Below are 25013 nucleotides of genomic sequence, written 5' to 3' on the forward strand. Positions count from 1 at the left end.
CCTCTGGTTATTTTTGGGGTCACTTCTCTACCCGGCCGAGCACGATGGCATCGGCCGCATTCCATGAAAGCGGTATGGCGTCGCCGGTCTTTACCGGCTTTTCGAAGAAGGCGACGTCGCTGAGGATGGCGTTGAAATCCTCAATGCCCGCGCCGGTCACGGCGATCTTCACGCTTGCACCGCGATACTCGACATTCGAGACGATGCCGGTAAAACCGAAACCGGGTTGATCCGCCTCGCCGACGCGCACACGGTCGGTACGAACGGCGATATCGACCGCGCCGTCATCCGGGGCAACGCCGCCTGCCGTGAAGGTGCCGCCGCCCGCAACCTCCATTGTGACGAGATCGCCGTTCTTTTGCTTGAACCGGCCGGAAATGACATTGTGATCGCCCATGAAGCGGGCGACGAAAGCGGTGGCCGGGCGCTCAAACAACTCGCGCGGTGTCGCTGCCTGCTCGATGCGGCCGTCATTCATGACGACGATGACGTCGGCCAGCGCCATTGCCTCTTCCTGACTGTGTGTGACGTGAACAAAGGTGATGCCGAGCGAGGTTTGCAGCTTCTTCAGCTCGGCCCGCATACGGATCTTGAGGAAAGGATCGAGTGCTGAAAGCGGCTCATCCAGCAGCAACGCCTCGGGGTCGGTGATAAGCGCGCGAGCCAACGCCACGCGCTGCTGCTGCCCGCCGGAAAGCTGGGCCGGGCGCCGGGTGGCATAGGGTTCGAGCTGCATCAGCCGCAGCATCTCCAGCGCCTTGGCGCGGCGCGCTTCCTTGTCCACCCCCTTCATCTTGAGGCTGAAGGCAACGTTGTCGACGAGATCGAGATGCGGAAACAGCGCATAGGACTGGAACATCATTGCCGTGCCGCGTTTGGCGGGCGGCAGATCGGTGACGACCACATTACCAAGCCTGACATCGCCGCTTGAAATGCTTTCGTGGCCGGCGATCATTCGCAGTGTCGAGGTCTTGCCGCAGCCCGAAGGACCGAGCAGGCAGCAGTAACTTCCTGCCGGTATCTTGAGGCTTATGGCATGCACCGCGGTGGTGTTGCCATAAATCTTGGAAACGGAAGCGATGTCGATTGCTGCGGCTTTGCTCATGAACACTCTCCTGCGACGTCTTTGTCATGCAGGAGCCGTGCCAATCGGCTTTGCCATTGATATAAAACGGGAATTTCGATGTGCCCACCGGTCCCGCCACCGGCCTGCTCAAATTTACATCGATTGTTTTCGATTTGGTGCGGAAATTGTATGCGATCTGAGCGACCGACAGGGAAACATGAAATCGGGAAAAGAGTGCCATCGAAACGAACTGGCTGGCACCACTGGAATAGCGGGCATTTTCCCGGCAAACACAACATAAAGGCTACTGCCAACGCACGCACCGCTCCGGTCGCGTGCGTCGGTACTGCGCTTAGATCATGCCAAGGAACTGCTTGAGTTCCGGCGTCTGGGGGTTGGCAAAAACATCTTCCGGCGGCCCGATCTCGTGCACGCGGCCCTGATGCATGAAGACGACGCGCGAGCAGACGTCGCGAGCAAACTTCATTTCATGCGTCACCATCAACAGCGTCATGCCTTCCTTTGCCAGTTCGCGCACGACGGCCAGCACCTCAGACACGAGTTCGGGGTCGAGCGCCGAGGTAATTTCGTCACAGAGAAGGGCGATAGGCTGCATGGCAAGGGCGCGGGCAATCGCCACGCGCTGCTGCTGGCCGCCGGACAGTTCATCCGGATAGGCATCGAACTTGTGCGCCAGCCCGACACGCTCCAGCATCCTGCGCGCCGTCACCTCGGCCTCCGGCTTGGTGACCTTTTTCACCACCATCTGCGAAAGCATGACATTGCCGCCGGCCGTCAGATGCGGAAAGAGGTTGAATTGCTGGAAGATCATGCCGACCTTCAGCCGCAATGCCTTCAGATGCAGCTCATCGTCCAGCAACTGCGCACCTGCCACCTGGATCGAGCCGGCGCTGATCGTCTCCAGTCCGTTGATGCAGCGAAGCAGCGTCGATTTTCCAGAGCCGCTTTTCCCGATGATGGCGATCACCTCGCCGGGTTCGACATCCAGATTTATGCCCTTCAGCACCTCATTGTCGCCAAAGCTCTTGTGGACTTCAGTGATTTCGATGAGCGACATTGAGCTTCCTTTCTAGGAACTGGCTGGATTTCGACAGCGGCCAGCAGAGGGCGAAATAGATGAGAGCAACCAGGCCATAGACGGTGAATGGCTGGAAGGTGGCATTGGTGACGATCGTGCCGGCCTTGGACAGTTCAACGAAACCGATGATGGAGGTTAGTGCTGTGCCCTTGACGACCTGCACGGAAAAACCGACCGTTGGCGGAATGGCGATCTTCAGCGCCTGCGGCAGGATGACGTAACGCATCTGTTGCAGGCGGCCCATGGCAAGGCTGGCGGACGCCTCCCACTGGCCCTTCGCAATCGCCTCAACGCAGCCACGCCAGATTTCCGCAAGGAAGGCAGCGGTCCAGAGGATAAGCGCCACGCCAGCCGCAAGCCAGGCCGGAACATCAACCCCGAGGAGACCGAGGCCGAAAAAAGCGATGAAAAGCTGCATCAGCAGCGGGGTGCCCTGAAAGACTTCGATATAGATGCGGGCAGCACGGTTCAAAGCCCGGCGCGGGCTGATGCGTAACCACAGAAGCACGATGCCCACCATACCGCCGCCGATGAAGGAAACGAGCGATAGCAACAGCGTCCAGCGGGTGGAAAGCAGCAGGTTGCGCAGAATGTCCCAAAAGGTGAATTCAGTCATCGTGCCGCCCTCCTCGGGAAAAGAAAGCTGCCGAGCGCCAGCATGCCCTGCCGCAACAGGATGGCGAGCAGCAGGTAGATGACGGTTGACAGGATGTAGGCTTCGAAGGCGCGGAACGTGCGCGACTGGATGAAGTTTGCCGCAAAGGTCAGGTCTTCCACCGCAATCTGCGAAACGACGGCCGAGCCGAGCATGACGATCACCACTTGCGAGGAAAGCGCCGGCCAGATGCGTTGCAGCGAGGGTGTGAGCACCACATGGCGAAACGTTTCGAAGCGCGTCATTGCAAGGCTCGCGCCCGCCTCGAACTGGCCCTTCGGCGTCGCCTGAATACCGGCGCGGATGATCTCGCAACTATAGGCGCCCAGATTGACGATCATCGCCAGATTGGCCGCGGTCAGCTCTGTAAGCTTGAAACCAAGTGAAGGCAGGCCAAAGAAGATGAAAAACAACTGGATCAGAAAAGGCGTATTGCGGATGAGCTCCACATAGGTGCCGACGATGGGCTTCAACCATGAAGGTCCGAGCGCCCTGGCCCAGGCGCAGGCGATGCCAAGTGAAACGCCGACCACGCCGCCGACCAGCGTGAGTTGGCTGGTAATGGCGATGCCTTTGGCAATTTGTGGCCAATATTCGCCAAGCCACAGGAAATCAAATTGATAGCTCAAGAAACAGTCCCCTTGCGCCGGTGGAGAAAGGCGTCATCCCGGCGGATCCGGGATGACCATGGCAAACGATGATCAAAGGTCTTTCGGCAGATCCTGACCAAGCCACTTGGTGGCGATCGCATTCAGCGAGCCGTCGGCCTTGGCCGCTGCTACGGTGGCGTTGACCTTTTCCAGTAAGGCCGGCTCGTTCTTGTTGAGGCCGATGTAGCAGGGAGAGTTCTTGATGAGGAACTTCAATTCCGGACGCTTCGGGGGGTTCTTGGCGAGGATGGCGGCTGCAACCACGTTGCCGGTCGCGACAACTTCCACCTGGCCCGAAAGGAAGGCCGAGATGGTGCCGTTATTGTCCTCGTAACGCTTGATGGTGGCGTCCGAAGGCGCGACCTTCGTCAGTTCCAGGTCCTCGACGGCACCGCGCGTGACGGCGATGGTCTTGCCCTTAAGGTCTTCGGCCTTGGAGATCGCGACGTCGGCCGGGCCGAAAACGCCGTTGAAGAAAGGCGCGTAAGCATGAGAGAAATCAATAACTTTTTCACGATCTGCATTCTTGCCGAGGCTGGAGATAACGAGATCGACCTTGTTGGTCTGGAGATAGGGAACACGGTTGGCACTGGTGACCGGGACGAGTTCCACCTTCACGCCCAGCTTGTCGGCGATCATCTTGGCCATGTCGATGTCATAACCCTGCGGGGTCATATCAGCAGCAACGCTGCCGAAGGGCGGGAAATCCTGCGGTACGGCCACACGCAGCGTGCCGCGTGCAGTGATGTCGGCAAGGGCATCCGCCTTGGCGGGCGCGGAAAGACCAAAGGCGGCAGCCATGGCGGCGGCAGCGATGAGGGTCCGTCTGAAGATCATATGTCATTCTCCTTGTGTTGATTGTGTTGCATGTGAATTTTATCCGTCGCCGCCATTCATTTCCGGCAGGGCGAGCGACCGGCGAAGGCCGGCGAGAGGATCGGGGCGTCGAGTGAGGTCGAGGCCGGTTTCCACCTCGTCCAGATGCTCGATGGAAAGCTCCGCCGCCCTCACGAAATCGCCCGCAGCCATCGCGTCGAAGATACGGCAATGCCCCTCATGGGACTGGAGGGCATGAAACTCCGACTGGTAGAGCATGGAGATCAGAATTGTCCGGGCGGTCAGATCGCGTAGCAGCTCGATGAGCACGGCATTGCCGCAAAGCTCGGCGATGCGGATATGAAAATCGCCCATGAGGCAGGTAAGGCGCTGTCGGTCACCTGCGGCTATTGCGACTTTCTCTTCCTCAAGATGCGCGACGAGGACCTTGCGCCCCTCCTCCGACAGCATCCGCATGCTGCGAAGCAATCCGGATTCGATAATCCGCCGCGCCTCATAGATGGTCATCGCCTCCTCGGCGGAGGGCTCGACGACGAACCACCCTCGCCGCGCGCTGACATGGACGATGCCACGTGTTTCCAGCCGCATCATCGCCTCCCGTACCCGCGTACGTGAAACGGAGAAGAGTCCAGCCAGCTGATTTTCGCTGAGCCGCGTGCCCGGCCGGATGCGCGCCGAAAGAATGCCGGAAACGATGGCTTCTTCGATGTTTATCTGACGGTCCTGCTTGGTATGTAAATCTTGCATACAAGACTGAAAGCAAGGCCCGTGCCAGAACAGATATTGTTTTAAAATCAAAATGCCGCGAAAAAGCTCGCGCCTACTCGCTCAAATTTTGAGCAAGAAAATCGACAAACATCAAAAAAAACGCAGAGCTGTGCAAACTTGACGGTATGGCCGTCGCGGTTTCTTTCTAGCCGGCTTTGAACCGGTCGAATGCCGTCAGATACTTGACCGTCGGATCGGCGTCCCAGCGGTAAATTTCGGTTCGGAGGAAATGCAGCTCTTCCTCGAGCTTTTCCTCCGCCAGTTCCACCCACCAGGATTTGGGCCGGCCATCGGAACCATCAGACCAGCGATAGCCCCGCTTTTTCAGATGATCCTTCATGTCGAACGGGCTGTTCTCCGCGTAAATGCAAACCCGGGAGTGCTGGCTGGCTTCATGGAGTTCCATGAAGGGCGTCCCGCTTTGGCCGGCGCGTACCTGTTCCAGCACCTCCAGCAGAGCGAAACAATCGTCGACTGCTCGGTGGCCGTCATGGAAATAGCCGGATTGCCCGATGAGGTAGGCGAGCTTGCTGCCCTCAAAACCCCGACCACTCCAGTCAATCTCAGAAACGGAGCAGGCCCAGGCCTTATTGCGGAAGATCGGCGAGAAGGCCTCGCAAAACGGACGATCGAAGCCGGCATTGTGGGCAATGATCAGATCAGCACCTTCAACAAGGGAGGTCAGCCGGTCGATGTCTATCGTCTGTCCGGCAACCATTTCATCGGTGATACCCGTCAGGCGCGTGATTTCTTCCGGGATGGAAGTGCCCGGCTGTCGCAGACCGCCATAGACCCCGGTGACATCCCCGATCGTGCCCTGATCGTCGAATGTGAAGGTAATGACGCCGATTTCGATGATCTCATCGGTTCGGTGGTTGAGGCCCGTGGTCTCGGTGTCGAGGATCACGCCCTGACGTGGAAACCCCGGTCGCGGCTGCTCGCATATCGCGCGCGGCTGCAACTTGCGCAGGACGCGGTAATTGCCTGTGGATTCGAGATATCCGACCAAGGCCTCATCATCAGGAACCGATTTCTGCATCGTTTCACGACCACCCGCTTTTCGCCCGCGCTCAGCCTGAGGAAGCCGCGCCGTCGCGGAAGCGAAAAAATCCAACTGGGAGGTCATTGTTCTTCTGTCCGCTTTGGCCGGAAATCGATATTGAGTTTTCCAACATATGCGCAGAGGCTCACACTAACAACAGCGGTTGCAGTGATCCACAGAAACCGGGCGGCGTCCGTTTGGCATTGCCCGCATTGGATTCAGAAAGGGGGCGGAATGTTCCGCCCCCTTTGTGCATTACCTTTATCGATCGAAATACCCGTGGTCAGCGTGTGTGGTGAACCGGTTGCAATGCATAGACAGGTGTAGGAAGCCCCTCCATGCGCGCCTTCAACTGCAACGCGAGATATTGTGAATAATGCCGCGACTGGTGCAGGTTGCCGCCGTGGAACCACAGCGCCTCCTGCTGCGTCGGCTTCCACATGTTGCGCTGCTCGCCTTCCCACGGCCCCGGGTCTTTCGGCGTATCCGAACCGAGACCCCAGACCTTGCCGACCCTGTCTGCCGTTTCCTGATCGATGAGATCGGCGACCCAGCCATTCATCGAACCATATCCCGTCGCATAGACAATGACGTCAGCAGGGATCTCCTTGCCGTCAGCGAGCTTGATCGAATTTTCGGTGATCTCGTCCACCTGACCGGCGGCAAGCTTCACCTTGCCATCGATGATCAGCTGCGAGGCGCCGATATCAATATAATAACCGGAGCCGCGCCGCAGGTACTTCATGAAGAGGCCGGAGCCATCCGCACCCCAGTCTAGCTGGAACCCGGCTTTCTCCAGTGCGGCGTAAAAATCGGCGTCGCGCTCCCGCATCCTGTCGTAAAGCGGGATCTGGAACTCATGCATGATCCGGTAGGGCAGCGACGCGAAGATGAGATCGGCCTTCGCCGTCGTCACCCCATTCGCCAACGCCTGTTCGGAATAGAGCGCACCGAGCCCTATATCCATCAGCGTATCGGATTTGACGATATGGGTCGTCGAGCGCTGGATCATGGTCACATCGACACCCGCTTCGTAGAGTGCGGCGCAGATATCATGGGCCGAATTGTTGGAACCGATCACGGCGACCTTCTTGCCCTTGTACCCATCCGGCCCCGGATGCTGCGAGGAATGGTGCTGATCACCGTTGAAGCGCTCGCGCCCCTTGAAATCCGGAATATTAGCCTTGCCGGACATGCCGGTGGCAAAGACCAGTTGCTTTGGCCGGAGCACGACTTCCTCGCCATCGCGATCGACGACGATCGACCATTCCTTCGCCGCCTCGTCCCACTTGGCGGATTTGGCAGTGGAGCGGGTCCAGTAGTTCAGTTCCATCACCTTCGTGTAGAATTCGAGCCAGTCACCGATTTTGTCCTTGGGAGCAAAGACCGGCCAGTTCTTCGGAAAATCGATGTAAGGCAGATGGTCGTACCAGACCGGGTCATGCAGGCAGAGCGACTTGTAGCGCTTGCGCCAGCTGTCACCCGGCCGCTCGTTCTTTTCGAGTATGATCGTCGGCACGCCGAGCTGGCGCAACCGGGCACCGAGCGCGATGCCGCCCTGCCCACCGCCGATGATGACGGTATAGGGCTGCTTGTCATAACCGAGCGTGCGCGCTTCCTCCTCGCGCTCCTCCATCCAGGTTTTGGCACCAAGGTTCTGGCCGTGCCTTGCGCCGAGCGGGCGGGTGAAGCCCGATTTTTCCTCATGGCCCTTCAGTTCGGAAAGCGCCGTCAGCAGCGTCCATATCTGCCCGTTCCTGAAGCGCACGAGGCCGTAGCCGCGCCCTGTCGCCGTCTCGAAGGTGATCCAGCTTTCAAGCACACCATCCGCCTCCGTCGCCTCCTCGCCGGTAGCGATGCGCCAGTTTGTGGGTCTGGCCGTCGAAAGCTGCGCCTGCAGCATGTCGCGCACCTGATCGCGACCTTCAACAGTCTTGATGTTCCAGGTAAAGGCAACGAGGTCGCGCCAGTAGCAATCCTCGGCAAACAGATTAACGGCATCATCGATGCGGCCAGCTTCGAGTGCTGCCCCGAACGTATCGAGAAGCGCCTGAAGGCGGGTGGTGGGGGTCTTGTCGAGCATGTATTCCTCCTCCTGCTCAATGTGGAAACGGGACGGCTCCTCAACCGCCCCGCACTTCAAATCGGCCTATCGCGACAGGTCGATCAGGATCTTCAGATGCTTGCCGGCCGGGTCGAGCAGGTGGTCGAACCCTTCCGTGACCGCCTCGCTGAGTGAGACGTTTTTGGAAACGATCCGGCTCGCCGGGATCTGGCCGCTGGCGATCAGCCGGGCAACACGCGGCCAGTAGTGAGTCGGATAGGCCCAGGAGCCGCGGATATCGATGTCCTTGAAGGTCACGTCGAACCAGTTCAGCGGGTTTTCGCCGGGGTGGAGGCCGGTCTGCACCACAACGCCCTGCTTGCGCACTGCATCGGCGCAGTTCTTCAGCGCATATTCATTGCCGACGCATTCGATGGCGACATCGCAGCCAACATTGCCTTCGGTCTCGGCGCGGATGACATCGCCCACCTTTTCCGTCTTGGGATTGATCGTGCGCACCTCGCCAAGCGCCGCCCGCGCCAGCGCCAGACGCGTGTCGTTGAGATCGGAAAGAAATATCTGCGAGGCACCAGCCGCCCTGGCCGCCATGGCGACGAGAATGCCGATCGGCCCGGCACCGGTCACAAGCACGCTGCTGCCGGCCGTGACACCGCCACGGTCGCAGGCATAAACCGCGACTGCCGTCGGCTCGATGAGGGCCGCTTCCTGATCGGAAAGCGCATCGGGTATCGGCTGGACGTTATAGTCGTTGAGAAGAGCGGCCTGCGCCATGCCGCCGGAATGCCAGGACAGACCGGCGAGAGCGAGATTTTTACTCAGGTGATAAAGACCGCGATCAGCATAATAGTCGCCATGACGCGGCATGATGAGCGGCTGGATCGATACTCGGTCGCCAGGCTTTACATGGCTAACGCCCTCGCCTACGGCCTTTACGACACCGCCGAATTCATGACCGAGAATTTGCGGCCCGTGCGCGCCGGTGTAAGGATGCGGCTCCTTCGGCACGAAGATCGGGCCATAGGCATATTCGTGCAGGTCCGTGCCGCAGATGCCGCAGAACTTGTTTTCGACGAGCACCTCACCCGGACCGGGCTCGGGCGGCATATCCACATCCTCGATGCGTAGGTCCTTGGCGGCGTGAAAGCGCAGTGCTTTCATTGCATTTCCTCCTGTAGTTCTTGCACAGAAGGATCAGCAAGCGGCATGCCAGAATGGCTTGCGCCATATATTGACGTATTTTCAATTGGTTACAAATTCAGCTCTGAGGCTCGCCGGCACAATGCAACAGGTTCCGTGCAACAGGTGTTGCAACGATTGCACCGGTTCGGACGCAGTCAATTCAGGCGTTTGAGACGGCGGTGGATGGTGGAGCGGTTGACGCCGAGGCTTCGCGCCAGCGCCGAGACGTTGTTGCCGCAGTCCTTCAGCGCCCGGCGCAGATCGTCGTCATCGCGCAAAGCATCATCGGTGGCGACTTCGGCAAAGAGGTGTTCAGGCAGGCAACCCGGATCGATCTTGCCGCCATCGGAAAGCGCGGCTGCAACCCGCAGTGCATTGAAGAGTTCGCGCAGATTGCCCGGCCAGTCATGGTCAAGCAGAATTGCCCGTGCCGCCTTATCGATCCTGTAGGTCTCGCCGTTTTCCTTCTCGATGCGGCGGAGAAACTGATCGATCAGCCAGCCGAGATCCTCGCGCTCCCGCAGCGCCGGCAGCGTCACCGTTGCGGCGTTCAGGCGATAATAGAGGTCCTGCCGGAAACGGCCTTCCTTCACCAGTTCGGCAAGATCGCGGTGCGATGCGGACAGTACTCTCAGACGCACCGGCTTGGCTTTCAATGCGCCAACCGGCTGCACCTCGTTTTCCGAAAGCACGCGCAGCAGGCGGCTTTGAAGAGAAAGCGGCATGTCGCCAATCTCATCCAGGAACAAAGTGCCGCCACTTGCCTCCTCGATGAGACCGCGCTTGCCCTTCTGGCTGGCGCCGGTGAAGGCACCGGGTGTGTAACCGAACAATTCGGATTCGATCAGATGCTCCGGGATTGCCGCACAATTGACGGCGACGAAATTACCGTCGCTGTTGCAGCTGTCATGGATCGCCCGTGCCAGATATTCCTTGCCGCTGCCCGTCTCACCCTGAATGAGGATGGGAATATCGCGGGCGGCAAGCTTTGCTGCCCGCGCCTGCACCTTTTCCATCGCCGGATCGCCGTTGCTCATGTCCCTCAGCGCTCGCGGCAAGCGTGGCTCAGGCGTGACAGGAGCGCGAATGCTGACGGCGGGCGCGATCGCGCTGGCAAAAAGCACCAGACCGTTGCGGGCGCGCAAAAGCCGCTCGCCATTCGGCCGCCCGCGCATAAAGCGCGGCAGGTCGTCCACATCGATATCGAAGACCGAGGAAATCGGCTGGCCGAGAAAATCGCGGGTGGCAAGGCCGTGCATGTTCATGGAGCGCGCCAGCGCCCCGAAGCCACCATGGGTCATGCCGGTGATACGTCCGCTGCCATCAAGGGCGATCGCCGCATCCGGATCGACGTCAAGAAACTCAGGTGAACGGGCAAGACGCAACACCCAGTCATTGCGGGTGCGGGTCATGAGATTGGCAAGCTCGATGCGACGCGCGGTGGAGGCAACGAGATGCAGCGCCAGTTGCTGGCTGGCCTTGGCCGTCGGCGAGCGCAGCTGGGAAATGTCGAGCACGGCGGTGAGATCGCCGAGCGTATCGAAGACGGGCGCCGCAGTGCAGGTCAGCCCGATATGGCTGGTGTCGAAATGGTCATCCTGATGGATGATCACCGGCTCGCCGGAAACGAGGCAGGCGCCAACGGCGCAGGTACCGGCCCGGTTTTCCGACCATTCCGAGCCAAGGTAAAGCCCCGCCCTCCGCAACTGGTTGTCGAAGGTCGGGTCGCCCATGAAATCGACGGTAACGCCGCGCGCATCCGACAGCAGCAGGACGTAATTCTGCTCGGCAATCTGGTTGAACAGGGCTTCGAGACCGGAGCGGCCTATACGGATCAGTTCCTCGGCCTGCTCGCGATGCTCCCGAAGCTTCAGTTCGGGCACGATATAGGCTTCCTGCGCAATCGTTGGGTCGAGCTTGTAGTCATTAAGGCAGCGCAGCCAGGACTGGATGACCGGCGTATCACGCGGGCTGACCGCGCCCATGCCGACACGTTCGATCTCCCGTATATGCGACAGCGTCGATACCATGCACGCATCCTCCGGCACGGATGGTCGCATATTAGGAGATCGCCCACAATCCACCTCTTACGGTGGTTCGGTCGTTCGAAGCGATGCAACAGTCTCGAATGCGACCGTCTCAGGTGTTTGGGCGATTGATAATGTTCTCGCAATTGGCCGGATTGCCGATGATTTCGCTGGTCTTGATGGTGGAAGCGGGATCCGCGGTGATCTTGATGATGCAGTCGCGGCGATGCTCCTTGATCTTCATGCCTTCCGTTTCCGATATCCGCACCTGCCCGTTCAAGGTGCGGATTTCCCGCTTGTTGGAGAGGCCGGCATAGGTCTCAACATCCACCTTCAGCCAATAGGATTCCGTCGCGCCCTTTTCGATGATCACCTTGTTAGGACGGCCGAGTCTGGCGATAGCCGCATCCAGGGGTTGGCCCACGAGGCTCGCCACCGTTTGCGATGCGTCCGTCTGCCCGGTCGTGGCGCACCCAGAAATGGCGGCCAGCACGCCGACCAGACATCCCGCTTCAAGCCATCTCATTTTCAGTTTTCTTCCCTCACAGAATACCATCAGCCGACACGTTCCATCGTCAGCGTTGCAATCTAGGCTCGATAATTTTGCTCTGAAAGGAGGTGCGACCCAGATGCTGATCAACTTGTTATGATCGACAGGGTCATACAGGTGTTCTCATCTGTTGCGGAACACGGTGCAGGGAATGCCGGCCTGGCGGATTTCGCCGCAAAGCTCGTTGGCCTGGCCGCGTGTATCGCGGCCGATGCGGGCGGCATAACGCGGGCGCGAACCGAAATTGCCGCCTCGCTGCCGCACGATCAAAGCTCGTTCGGCATTAAGCGGCCCGGATAGTTGGCCAATGGCGCGGGTAAAAAGCCGGTTCGCCACCGCCGGATTATAATGCGCGGCAAGCTGCACGCCCCAGGGCGCCCAGTCGGCCGACGAGATGAGTACAGGATCGTTCATCGTTCGCGTATCGGCCAGACGCAGACAGGCATCGATGAAAGAGCGGGTCTCATCCAATGCCGGGGCCGCCTTTTCCGGCGGATTGTCCTTCCATTTCTCAACCGGATATCCCGTTATCGCAAACACATAATCCCGGGTTTCCGTCGGCAGCCGACCGGTCGCGATAAAATTCCGCAATCCCGCCTCGCCCGCATTATAAGCTGCGGCGGCGAGACCGAAATTGCCAAACTGCGTATTCAGCTCGGACAGATACCGGGAAGAGGCCTCGAGTGCGGCGATTATGTTGAAGCTGTCTTTGAGACCACGCAGCTTTGCGGTTCCAGGCATGAACTGTGCTATGCCTTCCGCGCCCTTCGGGCTGACCGCATTGGCCCGGAACAGGCTTTCCCGCCAGATGAGCCGGGCGAAATAATCCGGCGGAACGGCGTGGCGCCCGGCCAGAACCTCGATGGCGTGACACAGGTCGTTATTGTAGCTTTCGACACGGATGCACAATTCCGGCGCGACATCATGGGTGTAGGTGCAGGAGACTTTGCCATCGACCTTCTCCTCGGCCCCGGTCGTGCCACTGGCAAGCGCCAGCAACCACAGAGCAAGACCCAAGCAGCGTGTCGATATCCCCGCCAAGCAAAACTCCCCGCAAATCCCACGCCCGATACGCTGATTATCAGGCATTCTGCAAGATATGCCCAGACCTACGGCTCATCTTCAATGGAAGCTTCGGTTTGGGCCTTGCCGAGGCTTCCATGCGTCCAGAATAAAGGTCGCATTTCCGCGTCGGCAAGGCCATCTTGTATGCTTAAAAGTCCTGCCAATCCTCATGTTCAACGGCGACTGCAGCGGAACCGCGCACCGCAAGCGGGCGGGATGCCGGGCGACGCGGAGTGGCAAAGGTAGCCTGCTGCTCGAAGCCGCTCCGCGACGACGATGTCGAGTGCGATGCGTCATCGAACCGGAATTGCCCTAGAAGCTCAAACAACGCTGCCGCTTCCCGTGCAAGGCTGTGGCTGGCAGCCGTCTGCTCCTCAACCATCGCGGCATTCTGCTGCGTTCCCTGGTCAACGGTGTTGACTGCCTGATTTATCTCGGCGAGCGCGGTCGACTGTTCGCGCGCGGCATCGACGATCGCTACGACATTGGTGTTGATGTCGCGCACCTGTTCCGCGATTTCCTGCAAGGCAGAGCCCGCTTTGGTAACAAGGCCAACGCCGTTTTCAACCTGCGTACCAGACGCGTTGATCAGGCTCTTGATTTCCTTTGCGGCCGTAGCCGAGCGTTGCGCAAGTTCGCGAACTTCCTGCGCAACCACGGCAAAACCCTTGCCTGCTTCGCCTGCGCGGGCAGCTTCCACGCCTGCATTCAGCGCAAGCAGATTGGTCTGAAAGGCAATCTCGTCGATAACGCCGATAATATTCGAAATCTCACGCGACGATTTTTCGATCTGGTCCATGGCACTGATCGCATCGCGCACAACCTGACCTGAATGTTCGGCATGGTCGCGGGCACGGCCAACGATTTTTCCAGCCTCTTCCGCCCGGCGGCTTGAATCATTGACGGTGGTGGTGATTTCCTCGAGGGCTGCAGCCGTTTCCTCGATAGAGGCGGCCTGCTGTTCCGTACGTCTGGCGAGATCGTCGGCCGCGGATCTTATTTCATTCGACCCCGAAGAAATGGCGCCGGCATTTTCAGAGACCAGCGTCATGGCCTTCTTGAGCTTTTTCGAGGCTGCGTTGAAGTCGGACCGCAATCTTTCAAGCGAGGGGATAAAGGGTTTGTCGATGCTCTGCGAAAGATCACCGTCAGCCAGATTGGTCAGGGACTGCGCGAGCTTTTCGACATTTTCAACACGTCCGGTCACGTCGGTGGCAAATTTGACAACCTTGAACACCTTGCCGGACAAATCGAAGATCGGATTATAGGAGGCCTGAATGAAAACCTTGCGACCGCCCTTGCCAAGCCGCATGAATTCATCCGCCACCAGATCGCCGCCGGCAAGCCTTTTCCAGAATTGCGCATATTGCGGGGACTGTGTGTAGGCGGGTTCGCAGAACATCGAATGATGCCTTCCCTGCACCTCGGCGAGCGAATAGCCGAGCGCCGCCAGAAAATTCTCGTTGGCCGTCAGGACCTCGCCGTTCGGAGAGAACTCGATGATGGCCTGCGCCCGCGACAGGGCGTCGATCTTGCCCGCATCTTCCGCCGCCTTCAGCTTGCGCTCGGTAATATCCGTGGCGATCTTGACCACTTTGACCGGCTTGCCGCGACGATACACCGGATTATAGGAGGCCTCGATCCAGACTTCCCTGCCACCCTTGCCAATGCGCTTGTACTGCCGCTGATCGAACTGGCCGGCCGAAAGCTTTGACCAGAAGGCCTTGTAGTCCTGCGATGACACGACTTCAGGTTCAACGAACATGCTGTGATGTCTGCCGACTATTTCCGCCAGCTCGTAACCGAGCGCACGACAGAAATTCTCGTTGGCGGCGAGAATCTTTCCGGCCATATCAAATTCGATGATGGCTTGAGATTTGGAGAGCGCGGCAAGAACCGCGAAAGCATTGGCACCACGATCAAGAAAACTCACGCGCGATCCTCCGATGGCAGCTGGACAGTTTCTACTGAAAATCGTTCACCAACAATATGATTACATTATTAAATAATATTTAAGGATAATCTTGACGTTGATCACGCGAGTTGATGGTACGGGCGAAATTTGGGCAATACGCGTCTTCCTGCCGCAAAAATCTGCATATTAGGTCAAGCACGCGCTTCACGTTACAAAGAGACATTGTTTCATATTTATTCTTCAGAACGGGCGCGGCTGGGCCCGGCATATGATGCCTATCGCCGAAGGGTGAGGCGCTGGATTTAAATATCCATGCGCGTCGTGTTTGATCATCGCGCCGGCACCGTCATGACGCACACCCCTTATTCCTTTGCAAAATTGCACCTTCCCGCCTCCTTTCGGAACGATCGGCGCATGGCGACATTGTTTACCGAATGGGGCTTTCTTTTTGGGAGGAACACGCCGTGAAGAAGAACATGATCTGCATCTGGTACGATAGGGATGCCGAGGCCGCAGCCAGATTTTATGCCGAGACCTTTCCCGACAGTACTGTCAATTCCGTCTATAGGGCGCCGGGCGATTACCCCTCCGGCAAGGAGGGGGACGTGCTGATGGTGGAATTCACGGTGGCAGGCGTCTCCTGTATCGGCCTCAACGGTGGTCCGACATTCAAGCACACCGAGGCCTTCTCGTTCCAGATTTCGACTGAGGATCAGGAAGAGACGGACCGATACTGGAATGCCATCGTCGGCAACGGCGGAGAAGAAAGTGCCTGCGGCTGGTGCAAGGACCGATGGGGCATCTCCTGGCAGATCACCCCGCGGGTGCTGATGGAAGCAATGTCCGCCGGCGGCGCCGAGGCCAAACGTGCCTTCGCGGCAATGATGGATATGAAGAAAATCGACGTCGCCACCATCGAAGCGGCACGTCGAGGTTGATGCTAACAAGTCATTCAGCGACAAGTAGCGAAGAAAGACATTTCAAGTAAAGAACTGAAAAACAACGGAAAATCAGATAAGACCCGTTTATCTGATTTTCCCTGGACGCCTATGCGTGCCTGTACCTTCACTCATCACAAAACGTTCAACAAAGTGTAAGCGATCCGTCAAAGACGGCTGCTAGCAGAGCCCGTGGCTTCGTGTTGGGGACGTGACGTCCTCGCCGGTCATGCCATTACTCCATCAACGGGGCTCAACTTATGAAATCTTCCGCTCTGACCTCTTTCGTGGCAGGCGTTGCCATTGCCGCCGCCTTCGGCGCCACGGCTGCCCACGCAGAAAAGACCAAATTCGAATTCTGGCACGGCCTTTCCGGCGATCTCGGCGACCGCGTTCAGGAAACCTGCAAGAAGTTCAACGACTCCCAGGCTGAATTCGAAATCGTCTGCACGTCGCAGAACGACTACGACGCCACGCTGCAGAACACCATTGCCGCCTACCGCGCCAAGAAGCAGCCCGCCATTACCCAGATCTACGATGCCGGCACGCTGGACATGATGTTGTCCAAGGCTTTCGTTCCCGCCAAGAAGCTGATGGCCGACAACGGCTACAAGATCGACTGGAACAACTATTTCCCCGGCATTGCCAATTATTATGCAACGGCTGACGGCGAGCTGAACTCCTTCCCCTATAATTCCTCCACCGCGGTCTTCTATTACAATGTCACCGCTTTCGAAAAAGCCGGCATCACCTTCAAGCCCGACACATGGGAACAGGTTGAAGAAGCCGCCCGGAAGCTCAAGACGGCCGGTTTCGAATGCCCGCTGGCCTTTAATTTCGACACCTGGATGCTGATGGAACAGTTCTCTGCCATCCACAACCAGCCAATCGCCACCAAGGGCAACGGTTATCAGGGCCTCGACGCCGAACTGACGATCAACAAGACGAAGTTCGTTGATCAGGTCAAATTCTTCAAGAAGATGCAGGACGAGAAGCTGTTCGTCGTCAAGACCAAGCAGCTCGGCATGGACATCCTGCCCGCTTTCACCTCGCAGACCTGCCAGATGTTCATGTCCTCGATTGCCGGCCATGGCACCGTCGGCAAGACCATGCCTGAGGGCGTGAAGTGGGACGTCGCCATGCTGCCGATCTGGAAGGGCACCGAGCGCCACAACTCGCTGGTTGGCGGCGCTTCGCTCTGGGTCATGGCTGGTCGTCCGGAAGCTGAATACAAGGGTGCGGCCGCATTCCTCAACTTCATCGCGCAGCCTGATATGGTTGAGTGGTGGTCGACCGTTACTGGCTACATCCCGGTCACCAAGACCGGCTTCGACGCCATGAAGGCCAACGGCTTCTACGACAAGGCGCCTTATAAGGGCCGTGAAAAGGCAATCGAAAGCCTCACGTTTACGCCGCCTTCCGAATATACCCGCGGCATCCGCCTCGGCGGCTTCACGCAGATCCGCAAGGAGGTCTCGACCTCGCTCGAAGCCATCTTCATGCAGAACGCCGATATTCAGACCGAACTAGACAAGGCTGTCGAGCGCTCGAATGCCGGCCTGCGCCGCTTCGAAAAGACCTATGCCGGCGCCAAGCTGAACTAAGCGGTCCTTTTCGTCTGGGTTTGCCCGTGTCCGCGCGGGCAAACCCTTAATGCCATTTTCTGTTTCGGATATTTCATGGAAAAGCGCGCCGTTTTCAAAAGCACATGGTTGCCGCTGCTGTTCGCATTGCCGCAGCTGGCACTGATCCTCCTGTTCTTCTACTGGCCCGTGGCGGCGGTGATCAACTGGGCCTTCACCCTCCAGCCGCCCTTCGGCGGCGCGGCAGAATTCGTTGGTTTCGCCAATTTCCAGGAAGTCTTCTCTGATCCATTCTACTGGCATTCCGTTACCGTCAGCCTGATCTTCGCGACCGTCGGCCCCTTCGTCGCCATCCTCATCGGCCTCACCTTGGCGCTCTCCGTCGACCGCCAGCTTCCCGGCTCCGGATTTTTCCGGGTTCTGTATATCCTGCCCTTCGCCATCGCAGGTCCCGCCGCAGGCATGGCCTTCCGCTTCATCCTGTCGCCGGAACGCGGGTTGGCCGCTTCACTCAACGCCGCCTGGCCAGATATCTGGAACCCGGCGAAATACGGCGAACATGCACTGGCGCTCGTCATCGCCATCTTTATCTGGAAATGGGCGGGCTACACTTTCATCTTCCTGTTTGCCGGCCTGCAATCCGTGCCCCGTTCGCTGACGGAAGCTGCGGCGATGGATGGCTCCGGCCCGATCCGCCGCGCCATAGACATTCAGGTGCCGTTGCTCGCACCCACGCTGTTCTTCCTGATGGTGACGATGATGACCGAGGGTTTCGTCGGCCAGGACACGTTCGGCATCGTGCATTCGCTGACGGCGGGCGGCCCCAACCGCGCCACCGATGTGATGGTTTACCGCATCGTCACCGAGGCCTTCGAAGGGCTGAACTATTCCGGCGCCTCGGCACAAACCATCGTCCTCATCGGCCTCATCATGGTCTTCACCTTCATCCAGTTCCGCTTCATCGAGCGGCGCGTCCATTACAAGTGAGGCCTGAGAGATGATACAGCGCACGCCCTACGCCGACGCCTTTACCTACGTGGTCATGGTGGCGGGACTTCTGCTTCTTATCGGCCCCTTCATCGTGGTATTGGCAGGCGCCAGCCAGACGGTGCAGCAGGTGAACCACACGCCCTTCAGCTTCATGCCGCAGGGCGAGCTTTTCAAAAATCTGAGCACCGCCTGGAACCGCGCCAATCTGGGCAACGCCATGTTCAACAGCCTAGTGATGGCCTCGCTCGTCACAGCGGGCAAGGTAGCCCTTTCCGCTCTGACCGCCTTCGCCATCGTGTTTTTCCGCTCGCCGCTGAAACACCTGTTTTTCTGGTCCGTCTTCATCACGCTGATGCTGCCGCTCGAAATTCGCGCCGTTCCGACCTATGCCGTGGCAGCGGATGTGTTCCAGCCGTTCCGTTACCTTATAGCGCTGGTGAGCGGTGTCGAAGTCAACATCGAATGGAACCTGCTGAATTCCTATGCGGGCCTGTCGCTGCCGCTTGTCGCCACGGCCACCGGCACCTTTCTCTACCGGCAGTTTTTCATGACCCTGCCTGATGAACTTGCGGAGGCGGCGCGCATGGATGGCTCCGGCCCCGTGCGTTTCTTTTTCGACGTGCTGCTGCCGCTCTCGCGCACCAACATGCTGGCCCTAACCACCATTCTCTTCGTCTCCTCGTGGAACCAGTATCTGTGGCCGCTGCTGATGGTCACCGATCCCTCCTACAAGACGGTGATGATGTCGTTGCGTGCCCTTTTGCCTTCGGAGGACGGCACGCCGGACTGGAACGTCACGCTTGCCGGTTCCCTCATCATCATCATGCCGCCGCTTCTCGTCGTGGCGTTCCTGCAACGCTGGTTCGTGCGCGGTCTCGTGTCATCCGACAAGTGACGACGCGACGCGTGGCTCTCAACAACAAGGTTCTTAATATCATGGCTCAGATCGATATTCGGCAGGTCCGCAAATCCTATGGCAAGACCCCGACCCTGCACGGCGTGGATCTCACGTTCGAAACCGGCGAATTCGTCGTCATCCTCGGCCCCTCGGGCTGCGGCAAGTCCACACTTCTGCGAATGATCGCCGGGCTGGAGGATATCACGTCAGGTGAAATCGCCATTGGCGGGCGCGTCGTCAACACGCTGGAGCCGCGCGAGCGCGGTTGCGCCATGGTGTTCCAGAACTACGCGCTTTATCCGCATATGACGGTATCAGGCAATATCGGTTATGCGCTGAAGGTCGCAGGCGTTCCCAAGGCTGAGCGCCTGCGCCGCATCGAGGAAACGGCCAAGATCGTTGGCCTTTCCGACTATCTCGAACGCAAGCCTGCCGCCCTTTCCGGTGGCCAGCGCCAGCGCGTGGCCATGGCCCGCGCAATCATCCGCGAACCGCAGGTATTCCTGTTCGATGAACCGCTGTCCAACCTCGATGCAAAGCTGCGTGTGACGATGCGCGCCGAAATCCGCAAACTGCACCAGCGCCTATCGGCCACCTCCGTCTTCGTCACCCATGATCAGGTGGAAGCCATGACGCTGGCCGACCGGCTGGTGGTGATGAACAAGGGCAATGTGGAGCAGGTCGGTCATCCGCTCGATATCTATCACCGCCCCGCCAGCACCTTCGTAGCCTCCTTCATCGGCTCACCGGCGATGAACCTGTTCAACACGCGGGTGGAGGTCGAATCTCCATCCGTCATGCTGGGCGGCCAGCCGGTGAAACTCTTCCCCGAGACCGCGCTGGAGCTGCGCGGGCGCGACGTGACAGTCGGCATTCGCCCTGAACAATGCCTGGTCAGCATCGAGGGTGCGGGCGTGCCCGCAACCGTGGACTTTGTAGAAGAGCAGGGCTCCGGCCGCATCGTACATGCGGAAATCGCCGGCGAAACTTTCTCCGCAGCCATCGGCGAAGATATGTTGGTCAAACCCGGCCAGCGCATCCACTTCGAACTACCCCCGGCCCACCTGCACTTTTTCGATCCGGCCACCGGCAAGCGCATCGAAACGGAGGGCGCCATCGAGACAACCCGCATCGGCAACGAAAAGCTGCTGGCAGTTTGATGGCGGACGTTTGAGCACGGATCAGTCCGGCGCGGTTTGGGGGTGTCCCAACCACGCCGGATCTCCAAACGACGTTTTCGATCTCGAACGACGATTTCGAAATAATCCAGTACATTAGCTATATCGACCAATATTTTGAATTTACGCCATTTTCTCATTAGAATCATTGCGCGAAATACGTCGAAATTTGCTTGGCGATCACAGCGTGAAGCACATCGCTTGCCGGATATTACGTTAATACGATGATGCAAACCCGTTGCAGGCAAAGCGATCTTGCGAAATGAATGATTTCAGGAAAAATCTTTCTGTTTGGAAATCATAATCGCAATAGTCTTTGCCGCACAGAGCCGCCAGCAAGGCTATCGTCGCGATGAGGACCGAGCCGGTCTTTCGATCCTTGGCGGCCGACAGACAAAACGCTCGGGTCAAAACTTCAACGAAAGAGTGAAGCCCAATGGCAAACGATCGCAAACTGCACCTCGGCGCCTTCATGCGGCCCGTCAGTCTTCACACGGGTGCGTGGCGTTATCCCGGATCCTTCCCGGACGCGAACTTCAATTTCGGCCATCTGGCGCGATTTGCGCAACAGCTTGAAGCCGCGAAATTCGATGCATTTTTCATGGCCGATCATCTGGCGGTGCTGAACATGCCGACGGAAGCACTGCGCCGCAGCCATACCGTCACGTCTTTCGAACCCTTCACCCTGCTTTCGGCGCTCGCCGCCGTCACCTCCCGCATCGGGCTGGTTGCCACCGCCTCCACAACATTCGATGAGCCCTACCACGTAGCGCGGCGTTTCGCCTCACTCGATCACCTCAGCAATGGTCGCGCCGGCTGGAACATCGTCACCACAGCGAATCCGGATGCGGCGCTTAATTTCGGCCGGGACGAACAGCCTGACCACACGGAGCGTTATGGAAGAGCGCGGGAATTTTACGACGTCGTTACCGGGCTGTGGGATTCCTTTTCCGATGATGCCTTTCTCCGGGATGTCGATAGCGGGTTGTTCTTTGACCCTGAAAAAATGCATGTGCTTAATCACAAGGGACCGGAATTTTCCGTGCGCGGTCCGCTCAATATAGCGCGTCCGGTGCAGGGCTGGCCCGTCATCGTTCAGGCCGGGGCTTCAGAGCCGGGGCGCCAGCTTGCAGCCGAAACTGCCGAGGTCGTTTTTGCGGCAACACCCACGCTTGCGGCGGGAAAAGCGTTCTACAGGGACGTCAAGGACAGGACCGTTGCGGCAGGCCGTTCCCGCGACGGCATTGTCATCCTGCCGGGCGCTTTCGTTCTGGTCGGCGATAGCGTGGAAGAAGCCAAGGCCAAACGCGCCAGGCTCGACAGCCTCGTCCATTATGAAAGCGCGATAGCCTCGCTTTCGATTGCGCTCGGCCACGATGCTTCGAGTTTCGATCCCGATGGCCCCCTGCCTGACATTCCCGAAACCAATGCAAGCAAATCCAGCCGCGAGAGGGTGATCGAACTTGCAAGGAGCGAGGGGCTGACTGTGCGCCAGCTGGCGCAGCGGCTGGGTGGTTATGGGGGTCTCGCATTTGTCGGCACGGCAAAAACCATCGCCGACGAGATGGAACAATGGCTATACGAAGAGGGGTCGGATGGCTTCAACGTCACCTTCCCGTTCCTGCCTGCCGGACTTGACGAGTTCACGACCCTGCTTGTGCCCGAACTGCAAAGGCGCGGCCTGTTTCGAAAGGACTATGAGGGAACGACATTGCGCGATCATCTCGGCTTGCAACGTCCGGCCAATCGTTTTTTCCCTGAATAACGCGCCGTCGCGCCGATCCGGCCAGCGGTAGGGAGATTTTCCACGCCCGCCCTGAAGTTTGGGATGAGGTTCCAGAAGGCTGGATTGACCTCATAAACGCCGGCCCATACCCTTTAAATACACAAATTACATAAATTAGGTACACTATTATGAAGGCTAAACATTCTCGCCGCCAGATCCTGAAACTCAGCATTGCCGGGGCTCTCGCAGCACCCTTTGCCACGGGCAGCGCGCTGGCCCAAAGCTCACAGGAGTTTCCTGCTGAGCTGAAGCTGGATTGGGGATTTTACTCCTCACACACGCTGCTGATAAAGAACAAGGGCTGGCTTGAGGAAGCGTTCAAGGATGTCGGCACCAAGATCACCTGGGTACAATCCCGCGGAAGCAACAATTCGCTCGAATTCCTGAAGGTCGGCTCGACGGATTTTGCCGGTTCGGCAGCACTTTCCGCGTTTCTGGCCCGCGCCAATGGTGTGCCGCTGAAGGTGATCTATGTGGCAAGCTGGGGCGGTTCTTCCATCATACAGGTTCGCCCGGATTCGCCGGTCAAGACCGTCGCCGATCTCAAGGGCAAAACCATTGCGGTCACCAAGGGTACCGCGCCCTATTTCACCCTCCTGCGCGCCCTTGCCCAAAACAAGCTTTCGATCGATGACCTCAAGGTCGTGAACCTGCAGCATCCAGAAGGATTCAACGCGCTTCAGCAGGGACAGGTTGATGCATGGGTCGGCATCGATCCACACACATCCCAGGCAGAACTTGCCGGCGACAGGGCGATTTTCGATGAGCGTAGCTGGCGCGACGGCAGCGTCTTCAGCGTTTCCGAGGAGTTTCTGGCGAAATACCCGAAAGCGGTCGAACGCCTCCTCGGTGTCTGGGTCGAGACACAAAGATGGATCCGTGAAAACAACGGCGAATTCATCGATTTCGTCACGAAGGTCACCGGCAACGATCCCCAGATCACCAAGCTGACGATCGAAAAGCGCGACTGGAAGGATCCTGTTCCGGGCGAGGAACTGCTGAACTCGATCCGTATCGTGACCCCGTTGCTTGGCGACGATGTGCTGCGTCCTGGCGTCAATGTCGACAGCGTCCTTTCGTCGCTGATCGATCCGGCACCGGCGAAAAAGGCGCTGGGAGCATGAATTCTCATCCGCGCGAATTTCAGCGCGTGAAGCAGACTGCGAAACAACTCCCTTCCCGACTGCAGTTCGTGCAAAGAGTGGGGAATTTCCTGGGACGGTTCGACCTGCGCGGCGCGATCGTGCCGGTCGGCTCATTGTTGCTGCTGGAATTCTTTGTGCGCGTGGGCTGGGTAAGCCCCTATGTGCTGCCGCCGCCCTCAGAGCTTTATGACACGTTTCTAAGGCTCGCCGAGGGTCCTTTGTGGACGAATGTCGCAGCCAGTACGGCCCGTGTCTTTGTCGGCTTCGTCATTGGCTCCCTTCTTGCAATCGTCGTCGGTTCGCTGGTCGGGCTGGTCGTTGCCGCCGAGCGTTATCTTGAGCCGACGTTTCAGGCGTTACGCGCGGTTCCGAGCCTCGCCTGGGTGCCGCTGCTGATGATCTGGTTCGGCATTGGCGAAACCTCGAAAATCGTGCTGATCGCCAAAAGCGCGTTTTTCCCTGTTTATCTCAACCTCTTCTCCGGCATCCGGAATGTCGACCGCAAGTTGGTGGAAGTGGGCGAGATGTATCGCCAGCCGCTGCCAGTGCTGGTTTGGCGGATTTTCATTCCCGCTTCTTTGCCACATCTGTTCACGGGCTTGCGTTACGGCCTGTCGCTGGCCTGGCTGAGCGTTGTCGCAGCGGAACTTCTGGCGGCTTCCGAGGGCATCGGCTACATGCTATCCGATGGGCGCGAACTCTCCCGACCCGATCTGGTGATGATAGCGATTATCTGCCTTGCCGTCCTCGGCAAGATTTCCGACAGCCTTTTCAAGATAGTCGAGGAACGTTGCCTCAGATGGCGCGACACTTATCCCCTTCAGCAAGGAGGGCGCCTGCGATGAGTTTGCTCAATGTCGATGTTCGCGAAAAAGCCTTCGGAGACACGGTTGTCCTTCAGGATATTCACCTGACGCTCGGCGATGGTGAAGCGGCGGTTCTTCTCGGACCAAGTGGGTGCGGGAAAAGCACCTTGCTGCGCATCGCCGCCGGCCTCGATCGGCATTTCTCAGGCGCTGTGAAGGTTCAGCAGGCAAAGGAAGTTCAGGCATCGGACTCACCGCCCATCGCCTTTGTCTTTCAGGAACCCCGCCTGATGCCGTGGCTGACAGTTGCCGAAAACATCGGTTATGCGGCCGGCAAGAAATATGATGTCGAGCGGGTAGAAGGACTGATCAACGATGTGGGCTTGAGCGGCCATGGCAGCGCGTTACCGAAAGCCCTTTCAGGCGGCATGGCGCAGCGTGTCGCCATAGCAAGAGCGCTCTATACCCGGCCGCGCATCTTGCTGCTCGACGAACCCTTCAGCGCGGTCGATGCTTTCACGCGGATGAAATTGCAGGACCTAGTTCTGAAACTCGTCGAACAGCGCGGCATTTCCTTCCTGCTCGTCACCCACGATATTGACGAGGCGCTTTATCTCGGTGACCGCATTTACATGATGGGTGCCCATGACGGCCGTATCCAGCAGCGGATAGAAGTGGACGAGCCGCGCCCGCGCGACAGACGGTCGCCGCAACTCGCCACCCTCAAGAACGAGGTGCTGACTGCCCTGCACAACGCTCACGTCATCTGAC

22 protein-coding genes are annotated in these 25013 nt (G+C 58.7%); 9 read left to right on the forward strand and 13 right to left on the reverse strand.

Going from position 1 to position 25013, the window contains the following annotated elements; all coding sequences use genetic code 11:
• Positions 1-19: 19 nt before the first annotated feature.
• The 13 genes from FB593_RS17545 to FB593_RS17605 all read right to left on the reverse strand — a co-directional run bounded on the left by FB593_RS17545 (position 20) and on the right by FB593_RS17605 (position 14936).
• Positions 20-1105: an ABC transporter ATP-binding protein gene (locus FB593_RS17545; RefSeq protein WP_112156705.1), complete on the reverse strand. Its 1086-nt coding sequence runs from the start codon at positions 1103-1105 to the stop codon at positions 20-22.
• A 313-nt stretch (positions 1106-1418) separates the two neighbouring features.
• The gene (locus FB593_RS17550; RefSeq protein ID WP_019566431.1) at positions 1419-2144 is read right to left on the reverse strand and encodes an amino acid ABC transporter ATP-binding protein; all 726 of its coding nucleotides are present in this window, start codon (positions 2142-2144) and stop codon (positions 1419-1421) included.
• Entirely contained in the window at positions 2122-2781 is a 660-nt protein-coding gene (locus FB593_RS17555) for an amino acid ABC transporter permease (RefSeq protein ID WP_019566432.1), read from the reverse strand. The genes FB593_RS17550 and FB593_RS17555 overlap by 23 nt, the downstream gene beginning before the upstream one ends.
• Complete coding sequence (locus FB593_RS17560) at positions 2778-3449, reverse strand: amino acid ABC transporter permease (protein WP_003517793.1); 672 nt, start codon at positions 3447-3449, stop codon at positions 2778-2780. Before FB593_RS17560 ends, FB593_RS17555 begins: the two co-directional genes overlap by 4 nt.
• A 72-nt stretch (positions 3450-3521) precedes the next feature.
• Complete coding sequence (locus FB593_RS17565) at positions 3522-4307, reverse strand: transporter substrate-binding domain-containing protein (RefSeq protein WP_112355352.1); 786 nt, start codon at positions 4305-4307, stop codon at positions 3522-3524.
• 39 nt (positions 4308-4346) lie between these two features.
• Positions 4347-5054 carry a GntR family transcriptional regulator gene (locus FB593_RS17570; RefSeq protein WP_112355353.1) on the reverse strand — a complete coding sequence of 236 codons (708 nt, stop codon included), beginning with the start codon at positions 5052-5054 and terminating at the stop codon, positions 4347-4349.
• A gap of 166 nt (positions 5055-5220) precedes the next feature.
• Positions 5221-6201 (reverse strand): 3'-5' exonuclease, encoded by a 981-nt coding sequence (locus tag FB593_RS17575; RefSeq protein ID WP_145166809.1) that lies wholly within the window; start codon positions 6199-6201, stop codon positions 5221-5223.
• A gap of 199 nt (positions 6202-6400) precedes the next feature.
• Positions 6401-8200, reverse strand: coding sequence for an NAD(P)/FAD-dependent oxidoreductase (locus tag FB593_RS17580; RefSeq protein ID WP_112355355.1), 1800 nt, complete (start codon positions 8198-8200; stop codon positions 6401-6403).
• A gap of 66 nt (positions 8201-8266) precedes the next feature.
• The gene (locus tag FB593_RS17585; protein ID WP_112296541.1) at positions 8267-9340 is read right to left on the reverse strand and encodes a 2,3-butanediol dehydrogenase; all 1074 of its coding nucleotides are present in this window, start codon (positions 9338-9340) and stop codon (positions 8267-8269) included.
• 176 nt (positions 9341-9516) lie between these two features.
• The gene (locus FB593_RS17590; RefSeq protein WP_003517806.1) at positions 9517-11391 is read right to left on the reverse strand and encodes a sigma-54-dependent Fis family transcriptional regulator; all 1875 of its coding nucleotides are present in this window, start codon (positions 11389-11391) and stop codon (positions 9517-9519) included.
• A 109-nt stretch (positions 11392-11500) separates the two neighbouring features.
• A complete protein-coding gene (locus FB593_RS17595) occupies positions 11501-11914 on the reverse strand; it encodes a hypothetical protein (RefSeq protein WP_112200858.1) in 414 nt (137 codons plus the stop codon).
• Between the two features lie 147 nt (positions 11915-12061).
• Positions 12062-12979: a transglycosylase SLT domain-containing protein gene (locus tag FB593_RS17600; protein WP_414896263.1), complete on the reverse strand. Its 918-nt coding sequence runs from the start codon at positions 12977-12979 to the stop codon at positions 12062-12064.
• Positions 12980-13151: 172 nt separating this feature from the next.
• Entirely contained in the window at positions 13152-14936 is a 1785-nt protein-coding gene (locus FB593_RS17605) for a methyl-accepting chemotaxis protein (RefSeq protein ID WP_003517811.1), read from the reverse strand.
• A gap of 446 nt (positions 14937-15382) precedes the next feature.
• Here FB593_RS17605 and FB593_RS17615 point away from each other — a divergent pair, with 446 nt between their 5' ends.
• The 9 genes from FB593_RS17615 (at position 15383) to FB593_RS17655 (ending at position 25012) form a co-directional block, all read left to right on the forward strand.
• Positions 15383-15856, forward strand: a complete 474-nt coding sequence (locus FB593_RS17615) for a VOC family protein (RefSeq protein WP_025595986.1) — start codon at positions 15383-15385, stop codon at positions 15854-15856.
• A gap of 260 nt (positions 15857-16116) precedes the next feature.
• A complete protein-coding gene (locus FB593_RS17620) occupies positions 16117-17460 on the forward strand; it encodes an extracellular solute-binding protein (RefSeq protein WP_003517816.1) in 1344 nt (447 codons plus the stop codon).
• Between the two features lie 75 nt (positions 17461-17535).
• Positions 17536-18426, forward strand: coding sequence for a carbohydrate ABC transporter permease (locus FB593_RS17625; RefSeq protein WP_003517818.1), 891 nt, complete (start codon positions 17536-17538; stop codon positions 18424-18426).
• 10 nt (positions 18427-18436) lie between these two features.
• A complete protein-coding gene (locus FB593_RS17630) occupies positions 18437-19324 on the forward strand; it encodes an ABC transporter permease subunit (RefSeq protein ID WP_003517820.1) in 888 nt (295 codons plus the stop codon).
• Between the two features lie 41 nt (positions 19325-19365).
• Positions 19366-20487, forward strand: a complete 1122-nt coding sequence (locus FB593_RS17635; protein ID WP_145166810.1) for a sn-glycerol-3-phosphate import ATP-binding protein UgpC — start codon at positions 19366-19368, stop codon at positions 20485-20487.
• A gap of 454 nt (positions 20488-20941) precedes the next feature.
• Complete coding sequence (locus FB593_RS17640) at positions 20942-22270, forward strand: LLM class flavin-dependent oxidoreductase (protein WP_112198951.1); 1329 nt, start codon at positions 20942-20944, stop codon at positions 22268-22270.
• 149 nt (positions 22271-22419) lie between these two features.
• The gene (locus FB593_RS17645; RefSeq protein ID WP_003517827.1) at positions 22420-23415 is read left to right on the forward strand and encodes an aliphatic sulfonate ABC transporter substrate-binding protein; all 996 of its coding nucleotides are present in this window, start codon (positions 22420-22422) and stop codon (positions 23413-23415) included.
• Positions 23412-24281 (forward strand): ABC transporter permease, encoded by an 870-nt coding sequence (locus tag FB593_RS17650; protein WP_111802990.1) that lies wholly within the window; start codon positions 23412-23414, stop codon positions 24279-24281. Before FB593_RS17645 ends, FB593_RS17650 begins: the two co-directional genes overlap by 4 nt.
• Entirely contained in the window at positions 24278-25012 is a 735-nt protein-coding gene (locus FB593_RS17655) for an ABC transporter ATP-binding protein (RefSeq protein ID WP_013761384.1), read from the forward strand. The genes FB593_RS17650 and FB593_RS17655 overlap by 4 nt, the downstream gene beginning before the upstream one ends.
• The last annotated feature ends 1 nt before the right edge of the window (position 25013 follow it).

This window comes from Rhizobium sp. SJZ105 (assembly GCF_007828365.1).
Taxonomy (GTDB): domain Bacteria; phylum Pseudomonadota; class Alphaproteobacteria; order Rhizobiales; family Rhizobiaceae; genus Agrobacterium; species Agrobacterium tumefaciens.